The sequence below is a fragment of the Gluconobacter kondonii genome (assembly GCF_002723995.1).
GTDB classification, from domain to species: domain Bacteria; phylum Pseudomonadota; class Alphaproteobacteria; order Acetobacterales; family Acetobacteraceae; genus Gluconobacter; species Gluconobacter kondonii.
Map to the genome: position 1 here is coordinate 1 of NZ_BEWP01000025.1, position 19,220 is coordinate 19,220.

16 protein-coding genes and 2 pseudogenes are annotated in these 19,220 nt (G+C 56.6%); 8 read left to right on the forward strand and 10 right to left on the reverse strand.

The window, feature by feature from the left end; genetic code table 11:
• Positions 1–334 precede the first annotated feature (334 nt).
• Positions 335–515 (forward strand): annotated as a pseudogene (locus GKO01_RS16390) (hypothetical protein); the annotation flags it as partial.
• A pseudogene (locus GKO01_RS14440) lies at positions 479–790 on the forward strand (DDE-type integrase/transposase/recombinase); the annotation flags it as partial. The pseudogenes GKO01_RS16390 and GKO01_RS14440, both read left to right, overlap by 37 nt.
• Before the next feature lie 10 nt (positions 791–800).
• Here GKO01_RS14440 and GKO01_RS14445 read toward each other — a convergent pair.
• Genes GKO01_RS14445 through GKO01_RS14465 form a run of 5 tightly spaced genes read right to left on the reverse strand, consistent with a single transcriptional unit; the run spans position 801 to position 5,925 of the window.
• Complete coding sequence (locus GKO01_RS14445) at positions 801–1,520, reverse strand: copper homeostasis protein CutC (RefSeq protein ID WP_099287629.1); 720 nt, start codon at positions 1,518–1,520, stop codon at positions 801–803.
• Entirely contained in the window at positions 1,513–2,298 is a 786-nt protein-coding gene (locus GKO01_RS14450) for an ABC transporter ATP-binding protein (protein WP_099287630.1), read from the reverse strand. Before GKO01_RS14450 ends, GKO01_RS14445 begins: the two co-directional genes overlap by 8 nt.
• Entirely contained in the window at positions 2,295–3,305 is a 1,011-nt protein-coding gene (locus GKO01_RS14455) for an ABC transporter ATP-binding protein (RefSeq protein ID WP_167383507.1), read from the reverse strand. The genes GKO01_RS14450 and GKO01_RS14455 overlap by 4 nt, the downstream gene beginning before the upstream one ends.
• Entirely contained in the window at positions 3,302–4,789 is a 1,488-nt protein-coding gene (locus tag GKO01_RS14460) for a M81 family metallopeptidase (protein WP_099287632.1), read from the reverse strand. The genes GKO01_RS14455 and GKO01_RS14460 overlap by 4 nt, the downstream gene beginning before the upstream one ends.
• Positions 4,786–5,925: an ROK family transcriptional regulator gene (locus tag GKO01_RS14465; protein WP_099287633.1), complete on the reverse strand. Its 1,140-nt coding sequence runs from the start codon at positions 5,923–5,925 to the stop codon at positions 4,786–4,788. Before GKO01_RS14465 ends, GKO01_RS14460 begins: the two co-directional genes overlap by 4 nt.
• 228 nt (positions 5,926–6,153) lie before the next feature.
• Between GKO01_RS14465 and GKO01_RS14470 the strand changes: the two genes are divergently transcribed.
• The 6 genes from GKO01_RS14470 (at position 6,154) to GKO01_RS14495 (ending at position 15,240) form a co-directional block, all read left to right on the forward strand.
• Positions 6,154–7,623: an ABC transporter substrate-binding protein gene (locus tag GKO01_RS14470; RefSeq protein WP_099287634.1), complete on the forward strand. Its 1,470-nt coding sequence runs from the start codon at positions 6,154–6,156 to the stop codon at positions 7,621–7,623.
• Positions 7,620–8,537, forward strand: coding sequence for an ABC transporter permease (locus GKO01_RS14475; protein WP_099287635.1), 918 nt, complete (start codon positions 7,620–7,622; stop codon positions 8,535–8,537). The genes GKO01_RS14470 and GKO01_RS14475 overlap by 4 nt, the downstream gene beginning before the upstream one ends.
• On the forward strand, positions 8,534–9,376 hold the full coding sequence (locus GKO01_RS14480) for an ABC transporter permease (RefSeq protein ID WP_244901494.1): 843 nt from the start codon (positions 8,534–8,536) through the stop codon (positions 9,374–9,376). Before GKO01_RS14475 ends, GKO01_RS14480 begins: the two co-directional genes overlap by 4 nt.
• A 13-nt stretch (positions 9,377–9,389) precedes the next feature.
• Positions 9,390–10,292: an ROK family protein gene (locus tag GKO01_RS14485; protein WP_099287637.1), complete on the forward strand. Its 903-nt coding sequence runs from the start codon at positions 9,390–9,392 to the stop codon at positions 10,290–10,292.
• Positions 10,293–10,522: 230 nt separating this feature from the next.
• A complete protein-coding gene (locus GKO01_RS14490; protein WP_099287638.1) occupies positions 10,523–12,934 on the forward strand; it encodes a TonB-dependent receptor in 2,412 nt (803 codons plus the stop codon).
• A gap of 101 nt (positions 12,935–13,035) precedes the next feature.
• On the forward strand, positions 13,036–15,240 hold the full coding sequence (locus tag GKO01_RS14495; RefSeq protein ID WP_099287639.1) for a beta-N-acetylhexosaminidase: 2,205 nt from the start codon (positions 13,036–13,038) through the stop codon (positions 15,238–15,240).
• Between the two features lie 55 nt (positions 15,241–15,295).
• Here GKO01_RS14495 and nagB read toward each other — a convergent pair whose 3' ends face one another.
• The 5 genes from nagB to GKO01_RS16585 all read right to left on the reverse strand — a co-directional run bounded on the left by nagB (position 15,296) and on the right by GKO01_RS16585 (position 18,861).
• The gene (gene nagB, locus GKO01_RS14500) at positions 15,296–16,039 is read right to left on the reverse strand and encodes a glucosamine-6-phosphate deaminase (RefSeq protein ID WP_099287640.1); all 744 of its coding nucleotides are present in this window, start codon (positions 16,037–16,039) and stop codon (positions 15,296–15,298) included.
• Between the two features lie 110 nt (positions 16,040–16,149).
• On the reverse strand, positions 16,150–16,590 hold the full coding sequence (locus GKO01_RS14505) for an amidohydrolase family protein (RefSeq protein ID WP_145994791.1): 441 nt from the start codon (positions 16,588–16,590) through the stop codon (positions 16,150–16,152).
• Positions 16,587–17,870 (reverse strand): glucose/galactose MFS transporter, encoded by a 1,284-nt coding sequence (gluP, locus tag GKO01_RS14510; protein ID WP_099287641.1) that lies wholly within the window; start codon positions 17,868–17,870, stop codon positions 16,587–16,589. The genes GKO01_RS14505 and gluP overlap by 4 nt, the downstream gene beginning before the upstream one ends.
• Positions 17,871–17,899: 29 nt before the next feature.
• Positions 17,900–18,379 (reverse strand): hypothetical protein, encoded by a 480-nt coding sequence (locus GKO01_RS14515; protein ID WP_099287642.1) that lies wholly within the window; start codon positions 18,377–18,379, stop codon positions 17,900–17,902.
• Positions 18,380–18,627: 248 nt separating this feature from the next.
• Complete coding sequence (locus tag GKO01_RS16585) at positions 18,628–18,861, reverse strand: DDE-type integrase/transposase/recombinase (RefSeq protein ID WP_099287643.1); 234 nt, start codon at positions 18,859–18,861, stop codon at positions 18,628–18,630.
• Positions 18,862–19,220 lie beyond the last annotated feature (359 nt).

The window sequence follows — 19,220 nt, forward strand, 5'->3', positions numbered from 1 at the left end:
TATCCAGCCTCTGAAACCCCGCTCGGTCCCTGACCCAGCGGGGTTTTTTGTTGCGCACAACACAACACGCCTATCGAACTCCCCAGCATTTCAAACGGCTTAGTGCCGGTAGGTTCAAATCGGAGTGCCAAACACTCGCAACCAACTGCTCCAGACACAGGCGTAAACGGATGTGCTCCGGCATACCGGGGCGTAATCGGGCGCAGGAGAAAAAAGCGGGGGAGGGGGCGCCAGCCGAAGGCATGCGGAAACTCCTGACTGTCTGACTTAAAATTATTTTAGTGATTTCAGAGGGTTATGATTCGTGGGTTTGCGAGAGCCTGATAAGATCAAGATGGCTTGGACTGAAATTACCCGAGCGCAGTATCTCCGGGACGACATGGAATATGCAAGCGATCTGGGCGATGGGGAGTGGGCGCTAATTGTATGGCCGCGTAAATTGTGCAAGCCACTCTCCCTCAATCCCGAGGCGGTTCACTATCGGGCGGCCGATAAAGACGGAGATACGATTGATTTCTACCTGTCGCCGCCCCGGAATGCCAAGGCTACCAAGCGTTTTCTGGGAAAAGCTGTGAACGGACTGAAGGATTAGGAGAAGCCCGAGACGATCAGCACGGATAAGACCCTCACCTACGACATCGCGATTGGCGAGCTCAAGAAGGGTGGAAAGCTGCCGAACACCGTGAAACATCGCCAGGTGAAGTATCTGAACAACGTGATCGAAGCTGATCACGGTAAGCTCAAACAGCTCATTCACTCTGTCCGTGGCTTCAAAAGTACAGGCGGATGATGGTGTCCTTTCACGGATCCAGCGCCGTTCTTAAGTCCTGGATCATCTCGGGAGACGGAGGGGCAGATATGCTGCCAAAACCCATCCGTGTTGTCATATTTTGAGGAAAAGAATGCCTCGAAGATGTACGGAATGATCCGTGTAACGCCTGTACTCCTGTTTGCCGGACAATCATTTCGGCGTTGGCATGAGTCACGCCGCTGCCTGCCATGATTGAGAGCCGCCCCTTCGCTTCATGAACCAGTGCTTTCAGAACGGGAATACCACTGACGGCATCGAGGGCGCAGCCGGATGTCAGAATGCGGTCGAAACCCAGAGCAATGGCCGTTTCAAGGGCTTCGAAAGGATCGGGGACCAGATCGAAAGCGCGATGAAGGGTTCGTTGCAGGGGGCCACAGGCAGCACTGAGACGCTGAAGCATGTCTGCGTTTAGCCGGTTGTCTGGTTGGGACGCTCCCAGCACAATCCCCGCGAGTCCTGCTGTTCTGGCAGCCTGTATGTCCGCCAGCATGATTTTTTCTTCTTGGTCTGTGAAAACGAAGGAGCCACCTCGTGGGCGGATCATTGCATAGACTGGAACAGGGCTGTCCGCAGCAAGCTGCATCATTCCAACCGATGGTGTCAGGCCGCCCAGATCCAGAGCACTGCACAATTCAATCCGCGCGAGGGTTTCGGCCTGGGCAATGGCAAGGGCTTCCGCGGTATCTACGCAGACTTCAAGTTCAGTCATGACACGGTGTTTTCAAGGAGGGAACAGAGGAATTGAGTGGACGGTAAGCGTCAAGCAGCGTGCGGGTATAGGAATGGGATGGCTGTGCGAACAGGTCCTGCGTCACACCCTGTTCCACAATCTTTCCCTGCAGCAGAACGATAGCCCGATCACACAGCACCCGGACAACTGCCAGATCATGCGTGATGAACAGTAGCGAAAGGCCCATGTCATCCCGAAGATCCATGAGAAGATTGAGAATCTGCGCCTGCACGGAAACATCCAGCGCTGCCGTGGCTTCATCGGCGATGAGCAGGCTCGGGCTGGCGGCGAGGGCGCGGGCAATTCCAATTCGGGCCCGCTGTCCCCCTGAAAAGGTGATGGCTGGCCGGTCATAGGAGTCTACAGGGAGCCGAACACGGTCAAGCAGATCGCGTGTTCGAACTGGTCTGTCTGCGGGTGTGCCAATGCCATGTACGGTCAGGACTTCCGTAATCTGTGCGCCGATGCTCATACATGGGTCCAGGCTGGCGAGCGGATCCTGAAAGATCATCTGTACGCGGCGGGGGAGAGTCCCTGTTCCGGCAAGGTGGATGGAGCCTGAGGTTATGGGGGCAAGCCCCATGAGCGCACGTGCAATCGTGCTTTTTCCAGAGCCGGACTCTCCAATCAGGCCAACGGTTTCACCTTGGCCTACATCAAAGGAAACGTTCTGTACGATCGGCGACAGTTTGCGGTTCCAGAACGACCCTTGCGGATACGAGACATGCAGATTACGGACCTCAAGCAGCGGTGTCATGGCAGTACTGCCTGCAGATCAGGTCTCAGGCAGGCGGCACGACGTGTTCTGCCAAAACTCTGCATGGGAATGGGGGCGCCCAGACAGGACGGCATGACAAGAGGGCAGCGGGGATTGAAAATGCAGCCATTGGGTCTGTCACGGAGCGATGGAATGGCCCCCGGCATTCCCGTCAGCCGCATGCGTCCTTTTGGATCGGGGTGGAGAGCCGCGGGATCAGGAAGAGACGCGATGAGCCCACGGGTATAGGGATGGAGGGAGTTCGCGAAAACGGATTCTGTCGGTCCGTCTTCAAGAAGAGACCCTGAATACAGCACGGCAACGCGGTCCGCGATGGCGCGAGCCGCACCAAAATCATGTGTGATGAACAACGTGGCGGCTCCGCGCTCGGCAGCCAGTGTGCGGATCAGATCAAGGATGCGGAGCCGTGTGGCCGCATCCAGTGCCGTTGTCGGTTCATCGGCAATCAGCAGGGCTGGATTGGCCGAAAGTGCCATGGCAATCATGACACGTTGGCGCATTCCGCCGGACAGCTGGTGAGGGTAGGACCGCAGGGCGCGTACAGGGTCAGGGATGCCGGTGCTGGCCAGAAGATGTTTGGCCTCGTCCTGCCTGGCCCGACGCGTCTGGAGATCCGGCCTGTGCAGGATCAGACATTCCCCAAGCTGGGTCCCGATTTTCAGGATAGGGTTGAGTGCACTCATCGGCTCCTGAAAAATCATTCCCATCCGGTTGCCCCGGAGCTTCCGGAATGCAGCCTCTTCAAGATGCGTCAGGTCGTGCGTCATCTCTCCTGTATGTAAAAGGACTTCCCCGTGACTGATGGTTCCACCGCGCAAAAGCCCCATGATGGTCAGGGCCAGAACACTTTTCCCGGAGCCTGACTCTCCGATGAGAGCCAGCGTTTCACCTACGGTTATATCGAGCGTCAGACGCTGAAGGACCTCGTCTGCGCCGAACCGGACGGAGAGGTCCCTGATCTGCAGAACGGGTTGAGGGCTCATCATGCGTTGGATGAGGATCTTGCATGCTTCTGGAGCCGCACGACGGGAGACCATGCAAAATCCTGATCGAAAGGATAGGTCGGGCGATGGGGCCGGTGACGGGGGAGAGCCGCTACGTCTTGATTGACTACCCCGTCTGAAAGGGCCATCAGCGCGGGGTTGGCAAGGGGGGCGAGTTCCGGCGAGAGATAGCCCGACTTCACCACCACAACACGCGCTGATGCCGGATCAAGGCCAAGGCGTCGAAAATCTGCCAGATTGTGGTAGGGGCGGCGACGGCTGGCAAGGACGATCGTGAGGCCTCCCGTCTGAATGACAGCCTCACGTTCCGCCGGATCGTCCTGTTCGATGACGCGCAGAACCTGTGCTTCGACCTTTACCTGTCTGCCAGCCGGATCAAGGGACGCTCCGATGGTGAAAGACGCTGTTATCCCCGTGCCAGCAATAAATGCAGCATCACACGCTGGCTTGTCAGTAATGGCCGCCACGATCACGCCCTGAACATCATGCCCCCCCCTGGCGTATTCGAGCAGCATTGCCAGAACATCCGCCCGGTCTCCCACGCCTCCGCCGGTTGGATTATCTCCTGAATCGGCAAGGACAACGGGATAGCTTCCCGACCGCAATGCGCGGGATACACACTCCTCTACTGACCCTGTCTTCACGCCAAACTGAAACTTTTCGCGTGCGTCCCACCAGGCTTGTGCAATGTCGGTAGCAGTCTCTTCCAAGGCGTTCAGATCTGTCCCCGTTACAATAGCGGACGCCGTGGCCCGCGGCTCATCAGCCCAAACATAGCCGACCATGAGCGCCGCATCCCAGACGCCCGGGCGCCTGTCATGGTCAGGGAGCCGGGCATAGAGGGAACGGGCGGGCTCATCTTCTGTGCTTGTGCGCTCTCCCGGAAGCAGAACCGGGATCGGCACCCATGCAATCTGTGGGCGAATGTTGCATGTCAAAGCATCATGAAGCATCTCCACGGCCCGGGCCATCGTGCGTTCCACGTCGATATGAGGTGCTGTGCGATAGGCAGAGAAAATATCCAGTGCGTCAATGATGGGCTGGCTGACATTGCCGTGCAGATCGTAACTGGCAGCCACAATGCAGTCTGGGCCGACAATGGAGCGTGCGGCAGAAATCCAGTCGGCCTCGGCATTATCCATTCCTTCGACGGCCATGGCGCCATGCATGGCAAGATAAAGCCCGTCCAGCGGAAGAGCAGCCTGGAGTTTTTCAAGAAACTCAGCCTTGAACGCCTCATAGGTTGCCTTAGACACGCGCCCGCCAGGCACCGCACGGGCATGCAGCAGAGGAATAAAATCTGCCTTTGTCTGTTTCAGAAAAGCGAAATAGGGGGCATGGATCATCGCATCGCCGCGCAGGACACGAAAATCCTTTTCCTGCATCAGGACCGGATTATAGGTGCTGCATTCCGTATGAATTCCCCCGAAAGCGATGCGGAAGGGTGTGTGAACGGTCTGGGTCATATCCAGTCAATCCCGAAAAGGAAGTGCTGAGCCGCAATGCTGGCGGCACCGAGGGCAAAACTGTCGTTACTGGCTGAACGCAGGATCAGTGTGCTCTGCGTGCCTGGGCGCTTGAGAACATGTGCTTCCATTTCCTGTCGGAGCACATTCGAAAACACGCTGTCCTTTAGAGCCGCATCCATAAGTACCACGACCTGACTTGGGTCCAGGATCTGCACAAGCTGTGCGAGTCCGAACCCGAGCGCAGAACCCGCTCGGTGTAGGATTCTCAGAGCGTCCGGGTCCCCGGTGTTGGCTAGTCCGATCAGTTCGGGGATCTCAGAGGGCAGGCCGGCACTGCGGGCTGCCCCCTTTATGGACTGAAGGGATGCGAGGGTTTCAAGACAGCCGCGATTGCCACAGCGGCAGGGAAGGGCGTTTTGCAGGTCAAAGGCGACGGGAGAATGAGCCAGTTCTCCGGCCCCGCCGTGATGACCTCTGTAGAGACGGCTGTCGATGATATGAGTACTGCCAATGCCGTCCCCGACGAAAACGAGACTGAAATTCGGACATTCCCCAGAGGCGCCAAAAAGCTGCTCCCCCAGGATCAGGGCATTGGTGTCATTTTCCACAAAGACCGGCAGACCGGTCAGTTCAGACAGTTCGCCCGCAACATCGACATTCCGCCACCCCAAAGCCGCAGACGCCAGACAGATCCGCCTGTCCCGGGAAACGAAGCCAGGTTGGGCCACGCCGATGCCGGTTGTCAGGCCGATATTGGGCTCCGCATGGCGACGGACTTTCTGAACGGCCTTCGCCAGAAGGGAGAAGCATCGCTCTGGATCTGTTTCACGGGGAATCTGACGTCTTGCAAGCACCTCGCCATGCGGATCGGTCAGAACAATTGTGGCCGGGTCCGTGTGAAGGGAAATTCCGATGAAACTCGCGGCATCGCTCCGCAGACCGAGCGTGACGGATGGTCGCCCCTGGCTGAAAATCAGTTCCTGTTCTTTCAGAATACCCTGCTCGAGAAGATCTCGGACGAAGATCGAGATGCTGCCCTTGCTCAGTCCAAGAAGGCGGGCAAGATCCGTCCGGCTCTTTGGTCCCAGCCGCGTGATCGCGCTGAGAATGCGATGATGGCCAGTCGAAAACATGCACGTCCTGCCTGATGTCGTAGACAGACTTATTTCAGTGGGTAAAATTACGTTGTGTCAATAAAATTATTGCGTTAACTAAATGATCTGTTGGTGTCATGAAAGAATGATATTGTGACCCTGTGAAAGGATTGCGGTCTGCGCGTACTGGCTTCTCTCGTTCTGGCCCTGGCCTTTCTTGCGCCGGATGTTCTGTCTGCCGCTACGGTCCGGCCCAGTCTGACCATCATGCTGACGGAAGCGCCGCGCAGCATGGACCCGGCCGACCAGAATGCGACCGCAACGCGTTCCGTGTTGTCATCCTTCTACGAAACACTCGTCCAGTTCGATGAATTCGGTCACATCAGGCCGCAACTCGCGACTGACTGGTCTTCTTCCGCAGATGGTCTTGAGTGGCGCTTTCACATCAGGCCGAATGTTTTTTTTCACGATGGTCTGCCCTGTGACGTGGATGCGGTAACGGCATCTTTCCGCCGGCTTCTCGATCTTGCCATTCCGCTGGCCGGGGCAGGTGTCTCACGGACGGTCATCCGGTCCGTTAGGCAGGATGGGGGTAGTATTGTTTTTACCCTCAAGCATCCCTATGCCGATTTTCTGCCACTCCTGACCATGACGCAAACCGCAGTTGTTTCTCCTGACGCAGCCCGGAATGGCACGCTCGCCCTTCACGCCGTCGGGACAGGGCCGTATGTTTTCGAGGCTTGGCACTCCGGAGATGACGTCCTGACGCATCGTAATCCGGCCTACTGGGGGCAAGCGGCGTCTTTTGATGGCCTGAAATGGATCTGGTCGTCCGAACCTTCCGTTCTGAATATGGCTCTTCAGACGGGAGATGCAGATGTTGTCGTGCCGCTATCGCCTGTGTTCGCCAATCTTTATCGGGAACAGGGCCATGCAGCGCAGGTTGCGTCCGTCCATGCCTCTCCCGGTGCTACCCTGTTCTGGGCGGCACTCAATATGCACCTCAAGCCTCTTGATGATGCACGGGTGCGTCGAGCCCTTTCGCTGGCCCTGGACCGGACGGCACTGGTTGCAGGGCTTTTGCATGGATATGGACAACCGGCCTGTTCTGCCCTGACCCCGGATATTCACGGCGCATTGCCTTGCGGTGTAAACGAGGCGCATGCAGATCTTTCAGCCGCTCGGGCTCTGCTGAAAACTGCGGGGCTTGAAAACGGATTTAGCATTATTGCCGTGGTGCAGGAACCGGAAGAGCCCATGGCCGAGGCGATTCAGGCCATGTGGAAGCAGATCGGTGTCCGGCTGGAAATCCGCCGGCAGGAAGCAGGCGTCTGGGTTCAGTCCGCGTTTGCTCCGCCAGACGTCAAGGCCCATGAGCAGACCGGCGTCATCCTGACGTCATGGTCTGCACCCTTCCTTGCGGATATGCAACTTCGCCCGATCTATGCTTCCGCGAGTGCGGCCCCCCAGTCTGCCAATCTCGGCTTTTTTGCAGATCTCTCCCTAGATGCACTGATCGACAGAGCAGCCGGTTCTGAAGAAGCTGCTCAACGTCAGGCTACGCTGAAAGAGATCCAAATCCTTTTGAAACAGCAGGTTCCTGTTCTTCCGCTGTATGTGGCGGATACGCTTTATGGTGTGCGCAAAGGAGTTGAAGGTGTGAGTGCAGGGCCTGATGGCGAAATTCTCGTCCTGAAAGCGCGTGCTTCAGGATCTGGGCCGGAGCGTGCGCCATGATGCCTCTTCTGCGGCGTGCATTGGCAATGCCGCTGATGATGCTGGGAATATCATTTGTGGTTTTCCTCGCTATCCATGCCTTGCCCGGAGACCCGGCCCGGCTTCTCTCCGGCCCACAGGTCCCTGAAAATGTTGTGCAGGGACTGAGGCACAGGCTGGGGCTCGATCTGCCATTTTCAGCGCAGTACATGCATTTCCTGCGGCGGGCGCTTCAGGGAGATTTCGGTGTTTCCCTTCGCGACGGCACGCCTGTTAGCGCTCTGATCGTACAGCGGCTCCCTTACTCCCTGACTCTTGGAGGGCTGGCCTACCTTGTTGCCCTGAGCTTCGGGATTCCCGGCGGGATCATTGCAGCGGTTTGTGCCGGGAAATGGCCGGATACGGCCCTGATGGCTGTGACGCTCGTCGGAGCATCCCTTGCCGGATTCTGGGTCGCGCTTATTGGAATGGAGGTCTTTGCGGTCAGGTTGCACTGGCTTCCACTGATGGGTGCTGGGAGCTGGAAACATTATGTCCTCCCTGTCTTTGTGCTGGCTCTGATGCCTTCCGCTCTGATCCTACGCATGACACGGACAGGCATGCGCGAAATCCTTCGACAGGATTACATCCGCACGGCCTACGCGAAGGGCCTGCCATCCTGGAAAATTCTGACAGTTCATGCATTACCCAATGCTCTGGCGCCCGTCGTGACCGTCGTGGCTTTGAATCTTGGCGGGCTGGTCAGTAGTGCGGTGGTGACGGAAACGGTATTTGACTGGCCAGGAGTAGCCCGGCTTCTGGTGGATTCCGTTCGTTATCGTGATTATCCGGTCATTCAGGGCATTACCCTGCTGGCTGTTCTGGGGGTTCTGGTGGCAACGCTTGTTGCAGATACGGTGAACCTTTTGCTCGATCCCCAGCACAGAACATCATGATGCGTAACAGGTTTGGAGTACCCGTTTTCCGTCGTTCCGGTACGACGTTTTGGTTAGGAGGCAGCGTTTGCAGTTTTCTTCTGCTGATGGCGATGCTCGGACCATTAATTCTGAACGCAGATCCGTCACGACAGGACCTGTATCACGTTCTGCTCCCGCCGTCTTTTGCGCACCCCTGTGGCACGGATGCATTTGGTCGGGATATCTTTGTGAGGCTTGTTTATGGCCTCCGCCTGACGCTTGGGGAAATTACGGTCAGTCTGATCGTAGCCGCGGGGATTGGTATTCCTGTCGGGCTGTTCTCCGCCATGGCCCCGCGCTGGCTGGACAACGCCATCATGACGGTTTCCGATGTTCTGTTTGCCTTTCCGGGGCTGATTCTGGCTCTGCTGATTGTGAGTTTTCTGGGCCCCGGTCTGTTTCATGCGCTTTTGGCCATCGCTGCCTTTTCCGTGCCTGTTTACGTACGGCTTGCTCGGACCATGCTTGTTCGAATTCACCATGCGACATGGATGGAAGCGCTGACAGTGCTGGGGGTGGGCCGGACGCGCATCATGGTTCGGCACGTTTTCCCGAATGTTGTGACCTCGCTTCTGGTGCAACTGACGTTGAGCAGTGGCGAGGTTGTTCTGGCAGCGGCAAGTCTGTCCTTTCTGGGCCTTGGCGCGCAACCTCCTTTGCCGGAATGGGGAACAATGATGAGTGATGGACGCAATGCCCTTGGAGCAGCATTCTGGCCATGCCTTTTCCCAGGTCTGGCCATTGCAATGACCGTGATCGGACTCAACTGTCTGGGGGACGGCATCCGGGACAGGCTCGACGGGCGTAACAAGAAATAATAAGACCGCTGACATGAAGCAGAATTCTTCCATCCTGTGTGCGGATATCGGCGGATCATTTATTGATTGCGCCCTAGTTCATCCGGACGGCACCTTTGCCGACCGTAAAAAAGTGACCACTCCGGCGCAGGATCTCTCCGCGTTTCTGAGCGCCCTTGAACATCTGGCGCGGCCCTATGGTGTGGAGACCCCACTCCATATTGCCATTGCAGGATTACAGGAGCCGGAAACCGGAATCTGCAACACAGCGAATATTCCCTGTATCAACGGGACGCCTCTGGCCAGAAGGCTGGCGGAACGGCTGGGTGGAACCGTAAAAATTGGTAACGACGCCGATTGTTTCACGCTGGCTGAAGCGCGGTTGGGCCACGGGAAAGGGCACACAAACGTTCTGGGAATTATTCTGGGAACAGGTGTCGGTGGCGGGATCGTCATGGACGGGCATCTTGTCGTTGGAGCGGGTGGTCTGACGGGCGAGTGGGGGCATGGGCCGGTTATTCCCAATGTATCGGGTGCTGCGCATCTGGTTCCATGCTTCCCCTGCGGATGCGGGCAGAAAGGGTGCATTGATACGATCGGCGGCGCGCGCGGGCTGGAAAGACTCTATGTCTGGGCCGGAGGGCCCGTGCATATGGACAGCAAGGCCATTCTGGATGCCTGGCGCGCCGGGGAAGCAATAGCTGTCCGGACAGTGACGCTGTATCTCGAATATCTTGCAGCTTCACTGGCGGTCGCAGTCAATGTAACGGGTGCGACTATTGTTCCGGCCGGTGGCGGCCTGTCTAATGCGGCAGATCTGCTGGAAGCGCTGGATCATGCAACCCGGCAGCGCATCCTTCGCCATATGAAGAAACCCCTACTTGTTCCTTCCAGCCTTGGGCCGAATGCAGGTCTTCTGGGAGCGGCTTTTCTCTGAACCGGATGGCGATCTGAAGCGGCGTCGGCAACAGTATTTCAAGATCCGTGGCTTTTTCGCAACAAAAATCGGCCTCTTCCCGGGAAAAGTTTGTTCATCAAATAAATTAATTTATTCCGCCTTAAGAACTATTGCGCATTAAGGTTCAGCCCATCCATTGTCGTTTCTGGATGGTAATAATGAGGTAATCGCCTTCACATCCGGCGATTGTTGTTCGGGAGGAATAGGCCATGCGGCTGCCACTTCGTCAGATATGTCTTTCATGCACTGTGTTTGTCGGGTTGTCAGTGGTGGGCGAAGCCAAGGCTGCCGCTGAGGCACAGGGGACAGGAACCGGCAAGGGCCATGGAACTGCCGCCCGTGCGACACCCTCTTCGAGTGGGCTGTCATCTTCTGTTATCGGTCAGTTCACGCCGCAGTCCGAAGAAATTACTGTGACAAGCCACCCGGTTTCCGCAAACGGCGTGACGAACCGTACTCCTGGCGGTGGTCTGATGCCAAAGCAGACTGCGCCTCGGTCGCAGAGCGGTATTACACGCGACTTTATCGCCAAGCTCTCGCCGACTTCCAATATCACGTCCATGCTTGGAAATTTGCCGGGAGTCACCGTCTCCAGCCAGGACCCTCTGGGCATGACGGGAGACCACATCACGATGCGTGGTCTTGATCAGTCCCAGATCGGCTATCTGTTCGAGGGTGCACCTTTGGCTGATCCGATCAATTACCAGCCTTACACAACGATGCTGGTCGATTCCGAAAATCTTGGCTCCGTTACGGTCTCCCAGGGATCACCGGATTTGAACGCACCGCTGTATAATGCTGTAGGCGGTCAGATTACGGCCACTGAAATCAATCCTTCTCATAAGGCAGGAGGATTTCTGGATCTTTCGGGTGGTACGCATAGTGCCAACAAGGAATTTATCCGTCTTGAAACAGGCGATATCGGCCACACAGGCATTCGTGGGTTCGTGTCCTTCTCCCACTCCGGATACAATAATTTCCGTGGCCCGGGTGGCCTGTTCCGCTACCATCTCGATTCAAAGTTTGTGAAAGAATGGGGAGAGGGGAACAGTATCTCTGCTATTTTCTCCTATAATCGGCAGGAATCGACTCCATGGCGTAACCCAACTGCGGCTCAATGGAAACAGTATGGCTGGGGGTTCTCCTATAATGGTGTGTGGTCACCGGGTAATTCTACTTATTACAAGTTGGCGCGGTCTAATCTGAACAGCCAGCTTGTTGTCCTGCCCATGCATTTCACATTGGCTGACAATCTCAAGTTGCACGTCACTCCTTATTATGTTCACCAGTTTGGCCCCTCCCTGAGTGGTGAAAATATTCCGGCCAGTGGTGGATATTACGGCACGGAGCAGTACGGGGATCTGAATCGGGGCACCACAGTGAGTGGTAACATCCTGACGTCCAGCCGTGACCCTTGGAACCAGAAGACCGGCGGCCTGAACATCTCTGCGGACTGGAACGTCACAAGCACCAACACCTTCTCGTTCGGCTGGTGGTACGCATACACGACGCATGAAGAACTGTCGGACTTCTCTCCGGTTTATGCGAACGGGCAGGGATGGTCTGGCGATGTTATCCGGGTCAACGGCAAGATCCTTTCCGGGTATGACCTGAACTTCATGCAGCAGGTCAACACACTCTTCATTGCCGATACGCAGCGTCTGTTGAATGACAAACTGACGATCAGCGCTGGTTTTCGTGTGGCAATGGTCTCCCGTCAGGGAACCAACCTCATTCCGGGCGCTGACCCTTACAAGATGCAGGGTAATTACTTCGAGCCGCTGCCACAGTTCTCGGCCAGCTACCAGATCACCCCGCATGACCAGATTTTCATGAACGGAACGACGTCTTTCCGTGCACCAGAGTCTGTTGAGGCCTATTCCCAGATCTTCGATCCGAATTCAGCCCACGCGGTTATGCAGCCGCAGAGCCTGAAGCCGGAATATTCGATTGGTGAAGAGCTGGGATATCGTCACGAAGGCAAATTTTATAATTTCTCCATGTCACTGTTCAACCTGAACATGACCAATCACCAGATTACCTCGACTGGCTATATTCCAAACACCAACACACTTGTTGCGTCGCCCGTGAATATTGGTGGGCAGACATCCCGTGGTGTCCAGGCAGAAATTGGCTTCAAGCGGTGGCACCATTTCTCGCCCTATCTGTCCGGGCAGTACCTGCACTCGACATTTGACAACGACTTCAACACCGGGTCCGGTCTTCTGCCAACGGCAGGCAAGATCGCCGTGGGTGCGCCGAAATTCACAGGTGCTGTTGGCCTGAACTATGATGACGGCACATTCTTCGGAAACTTCCAGCTCCGTTACGTGGATAGCCAGTACACGACGTTCATGAATGACGAGAAAATTCCGTCTTACATCACGTCTGACATCGGGCTGGGATATCGGATGAAGTCCTTCGGCCGGATCAAGCATCCGCAGGTCCAGCTGAATATCATGAACATCGGCGACAACCATTATCGCTCCAGCGCCGCCAGTTACACGTCCAATGCCAAGGCGGCCGTCATGAAGAATGGCGCAACGAAGTCTGGCAGCTCCCCGACATACATGGTTGGTGGTAATTTTGCTGCGATGGTTTCCATCTCGACGGGTTTCTGATCCGTCTTTGACATTGGCTTGGTCCATTCCCTGTAGGGTCTGGACCAGGCCCTGTTTCCTTCTCGAAAATCAGACTGTTTCAGAAGAAAGGATGTTTCTTCATGCGAAGCAACAGACCCGCACGCCTGCGGAAAATGGTTCTTAGGATTAATGCAGTCCGGCTTCTGGCCCTGAGTGTCACAGCACTTTCCAGTCTTGCAATTCCAGCCTCTGCGGCGGAAAGTTCGAAAGCGGTGCTTTCTGCGCCGGCGCTGATGCCAGTTCCGAAGATGGTCCATCTTCCGGAAGGTGCTCTTCCTCTGCAAAATGGGCTGACCATCGCGTGGGAGAGCGATCCTTCTCCGCTGCTGAAGCGTGCCGCGGTGCGTTTCAGAAGTCGCCTCGACATGCTTTCCGGGCGTATCCAGCCTGTCATGCCGTCCGCGACATGGCCCGGAGGTGTCCCTCTGACGATGCATGTTCGGTTCCGTCCGGACCCTGATTTTTTGACCGTAACGGCAAAAGAGGGTTACACGCTGGCGGTTGATGCCAGCGGCATCACGCTTGAGGCGGACGGTCCTGAAGGCGTGCTCCGTGGGATGAGCACCCTGCTTCAGCTTGTCCAGAACGGGCAGAATGGGGCCCAGCTCAACTTCGCCCAGATCACAGACAGTCCCCGCTTCCCATGGCGCGGAATCATGATCGACACGTCCCGCCATTTCATGACGATTGAGACGCTCTGTCGCCAGATCGACGCAATGGAGCTGCTCAAACTCAACGTGCTGCATCTGCATCTGAGTGATGGAACAGGCTTCCGCGTCGAGAGCCGTGTCTTGCCGGAACTGACGGCAAAGGGCTCACATCGGCAGTATTATACGCAGGCCCAGATGCGCGATCTGGTCGATTATGCGCGTGATCGTGGGATCCGCATCGTTCCGGAGTTCGATGTTCCTGGGCATGCGCTGGCCTATCTGCTGGCCCGTCCGGAGCTGGCGGCGCAGAGCCCGGTCAACCCGGTGGCGAAAAATCTCAATACGGCTGCCTTTGACCCGACGTTGCCCGAAACGCTTCATCTCATCCGTCAGCTTTATGCGGAAATGGGACGCCTCTTTCCGGATCGGTATTTCCATTCTGGCGGGGATGAGGTGAACCCCAAGGAGTGGATGACCAATCCGAAAATCGTCGCCTACATGAAAGCCCATCATTTCGATACGCCTCAGGCTTTGCAGGCCTCCTTTACAGCGCAGGTCGAGAAGATCCTCTCCTCTCAGGGCAAGATCATGGTGGGCTGGGACGAGGTCAGCGAGGCCCCTATTCCGAAAACGGTTGTTGTCGAGCCCTGGCGCAGTTCCAAATTCATCGCGTCTGCAACGGCAGAAGGGCATCCGGTGGTCGTGTCTGTGGGGTATTATCTGGACCTGCTCCAGCCTGCCTCCCAGCACTATCTGGTTGACCCGTACGATCCGGCCGTTGTGGGTGTGAACCGTGCGGAAGCGAAGATTATGATCGAGAAGGGAATGGATCCCGTACTGGTCAACGCTTTCCTGATTGATCCGCCGCCTGCGCCTCTTAACGATGTCCAGAAGCAGCTTGTGTTGGGTGGGGAAGCACCGCTCTGGGCTGAGGTCGTGACCGACGAAATGCTGGATGCCCGGTTCTGGCCGCGCTCCGCAGCCATTGCCGAGCGTTTCTGGTCAGATGCCGCTGTCAGGGATGTGCCGGATATGTATCGTCGTCTGGGCGTCGTCGCATCCGAGCTTGAGCTGACCGGCCTGAAGGCCCGCAGCCAGGCAGATCGTATGGCGGAACGACTGTCTCCGGCAGATGCTTCCCCGGTGGAAATTCTGGCAGAAGCCACAATGCCCCTGCGGAATTATGCCATGAACCGCTATGTCGAGCATCATGGAGGAACGCTGGACGGGATGGGAGAAATTGCCTCACCGGACCCGCTGACTGCAATCCGGTTCAATGAACTGGCAGAGCGCTATGCGAAGGGCGACCATGCAGAGGCGGCCCAGCTTAAAGCCCAGCTTCAGCGATGGATCGATAATGATCAGGCTTTTGCCGGGATTGCGGTCTCACGCGGTCTGACGTCGGCGCTGCCTGTTGCGCATGATGTGGCAATACTCGCCCGAATGGGACTGGCTGCCTTGGATAAGCCGAAACACAAGGCTTCCGCAGAGTCCATGACGGTTCTGACAAATTGGATCGGGACCCTTGCGAATGCAGACAATCTTGTAAAGGCAGCATCCGGGTCCGTGCAGACCCCTGCGGGCCTGTTGATTGCGATCGTGCCTGGAATTCAGGCGCTCTGTAACGTCAGGTAAGGAAGTGTATGACCTTACGGGATGTCTGGCTGGCCCAGGCATCCCGTGGGAGGTGTTACTTGCTATTCTTCATCCAGATGGATGCCGCAGCCTCATCCAGAATGACGGTGTAGGCCGGGTGCAAGCGAATGGCCGTCGCACTGACATTTTCGCTCATCGGGCCGTTCAGGGCTTCATTGATAATAGCGGCCTTTCCGACTCCCACCGCGACGAGCAAAAGCTTGCGTGCGTCCAGGATCGTACCGACCCCCATGGTCAGTGCCCGCTCGGGAACGCATGCCGGATCGTTGCCGAACATGCCGGAATTCTGACGACGCGTGACTTCATCAAGCTGCACCACGCGTGTTCGGGTGTCGAAGGCTGAAGGCGGTTCGTTGAAACCGATATGTCCGGTTTCTCCGATACCAAGAAGCTGAAGGCCAATTCCCCCGGAGGCCCGGATGGCCGCCTCATATTGTGCGCATTCTGCATCCAGATCGGGTGCAGTTCCATTTGGAACATGGATCTCTTTGGCAGATATATTCACATGAGCGAACAGGTGTTCCTGCATGTAGTGGCGGTATGAATTCGGATCTGTCGGGGAGAGACCAATATATTCGTCCAGATTGAAGGATGTGGCTTTGGAGAAATCCAGCGTACCAGATTCATGTTTCTGCACTAGGATCTGATAGATGCTCTCCATCGTGCGCCCTGTCGCCAGCCCAAGAACCGGGGTAGCATTACTGTGGATCTCGCAGGCAATCATTCCGGCAGCCTGACTGAAAGCCTGTTCCGGACTTTCTGTGACGATGACGTTCATGAGCTGAATAAATCCTGTATGATATCGTAGGGAAGGAGGCGCGGCCCGTCAGAGGACGCGTTGACCATGAACCCAGACCTCGACGACCTGAAGGTTCTGGTTGAGAACCGTTAAGTCCGCCAAAAGATCGGGAACGATGGCGCCTCGATCATGAAAGGGGGCTGCGCACCGAGCTTGTGCGGGCTGACAAAGGGCCCCTTCCAGATGTGCCCGTGAATATGGGGGCCATCCTTGACGCCCCGGGTACTGACCTCCTCAATGGTTTGGAAAGCGTCCATGACGTCTGACCAAGGGGCTGTAATGGTCGTGGGGAGAATGGTTGTTGTGCCGTGGGTGAGATGAAAACGGGACAGTGTTTCAATCGCGCCGACACCATCCATGGTATCAACCCCGCCACCTCCATGAACATGGCCATCAATAAAGTCCGGCAGGATATAAAGGTTATCAGTCGAGGATGTAGGCTCTATCTGACGGATATGGCTGTCGAAACTGACGCGTCCGGAAACGATGCGGTCACGTAGGACAATCTGGCCGTCAACATGAGACATCATAGTTCCTGATCCAGCGGAAGAAGGCCGGTCTTGCCGTAGCGACGGGCGTAAAGCAGGATGATAAGATAGGAAGGCAGGACCAGAAGCGCGAACATGGCCTGAAAACCGACAAAGGGTTTCAGGGCAACGTAGATCTGCGGAATGATCGCACCGCCACTATACGCCATCACGATCAAGGCCGAGACCAGAGGCGTCCATGGGCCGGCGCCGCGAAGGGCGATCGGAAAAATTGTGGGCATCAGCATGGCGTTGGCCGCGCCGAGAAGGGCGACGCACAGGACCGACGTGTAGCCAGGCGTCAGGTAGGCAGCGATCGTCAGGAGACCACCCGCGAGGCAGCACACTTCCATGAACCGTTCCTGCGTGATGATGCGTGGGACAACCACAAACCCGGCCACATAGCCGCTCAGCATGGCTGCAAGCGTGAGGGACGTGAAGAACTTGGTCTGGCTCAGCGGAAGCCCGAAGCCCTGTCCATATGTGCCTATGGCATCCCCAGCCATGACCTCGATACCGACATATACGAACATCGTCGCAATTCCGAACACCAGATGCGGACGGAAGATGCGTGAACGGCTTTCCGTCGGACCGGGAAGGGCTGGTGCCTGGAGTTCAGGAAGAGGGAACAGCGCGACGCACGCTGCGGTGATAAGGAGAACGAGCGCCATGGCCATGTAAGGGGTATAGATGGCCTGAACAAAGCTAGACAGGATGGCATCGCGCGCTGCCGGATCCGTCGTATCCTGCGCTTTCTGGGCAACGCTGCCGATGTCTCCCATCACGACGGTTCCAAGAACAATCGGTGCGAGGATACCGGCAATTTTGTTGCAGACACCCATAATGGCAATGCGTTGCGCTGCCCGTTCGGAAGGCCCCAGAAGACTTACAAGCGGATTGATGACCACCTGCATCAGCGACAGGCCTGCCCCCATGACCAGAAGGCCTGTCAGAGCCCCCTCGTAGAGGCGCATGGAAATGAACTGCCCGAACAGGGCCACACCCGTCGCGCAAAGCAGAAGAGCGCAGGACAGCCCCCGGCGCAGGCCCAGCCTGCGGGCAAGGAATGAAGCGGGAAGCGAGAAAAGGAAATATGAAAAATAGAACACCATCGGGACGAGGAAGGCGCTCGTATCGCTGAGTTCGAATGCGACCCGGACGAAGGAGATCAGTGGGCCGTTCATCCATGTCACGAAACCGATAATGAAGAAGATGGCTGCTGCCACGCCAAGAGGCCCGAGACCGTAACGGCCGGTCAGGCTGGTGTTGCTGGTCTGCGTCATGTCAGAAGGAACTCCACAGGCCCGTCATGTCAGGCGATCGTTACGATTTTTGTCAGGTGGCGGCCGATCCGGAAAGCACTCCCTCCGTCACCAAAACAGACTTCTCCGGCCAGCAACCCGGTCATGGTGTTCCACGCTGTCGTTAGCTCAGGCAATAGAACCCGTACCTGCAAGGAGAAACACGCCTGCTCCCCGAAAGCGCCCGTGCAGGCCATGTCCACGTCATTTGTGATGTGAAACGGGTAGGAGACTACCTCCCCTATGTTTTCTTTCTGGCTGATACCCAGAACACATGTGTCACCGTATCCGGCGAGCCCGAGGAAGAGTGCAACGATTGTGGTGGAAATCTGTGCCAGAAGGGATCGGAGAACGGACCGCCAGTCCGTCCGATCAAACAGATTAGTGCGGCAAGCCCGGGCTACGGGGCCCGGTGAACCGTTTTGGTGAAGCACGACGATCAGCGTTTTGGTGTCTCTGCTGTCTATCGCTGCGATGCTGGGAGCCGTCACGGATGATTGTGCTCATGGAAATTGATGCTTCATCGATATGATCTGGCGGTGAGTGTTTGTGTCAAGTCATTATCATGATCGGATCGCCCAGCAATCACGACAATGATCACTTTACAAACCGACCGTCCTTGTCGATAGGCAACTCTGTTGCAAAGTTGGTGGTCATATCGGAAATCACTGCGGGTATTGGCAGAGGGCATGGCGTATGTGGACGTGTCGCGGTTTAGTTCCTGACGTGTGCTCCAGGCCTATCGCCACAGGAGTCCTGCTTTCAGGGTTTTGAAGAAGCTCTCCGTCACTGCATTATCCCAACAGTTTTCCTTTCTGCTCACGGACACGAGAAAGCCATGAGCAGAAAGGAGCTGACGGTAAGCGTCTGAACAATACTGACTGCCACGATTAGCATGATGGATGCAGCCTGGTGGTGGCTGACGCAAGGCAATAGTGCGTTGTAACGCTGTGGTGGCAAGATCTGCGGTCATACGGACCTCAAGGTCTCAGCCGATGGCTCTGCGTGAAAAGAGGTCCAGCACCACAGCCAGGTCAACCCAGCCGTCCTACACGGCGATGTCCGGCAGAAAACCCACGAGCTCTGAGTTCCGCTCTCATGCGGGAACGTCTGTAGTTTCGCCGGCTCCGCGTGTGACTGATGCGGATAAGTGTATAGGCGTTGCCCGCCATGCGCCCGCAATCGAAAACGATGCAATGGGGGCTGCTGCGTCAAGCAGCTGGAAATCAGGGTAGAGCAGAATACCGATGTGTCGTGCTATGGCCCGCAATAAGGGATCATTGTCCTTTCGTCTGGATTTTACAGGCCCACACCAGTTTCTTTCCCGGATGC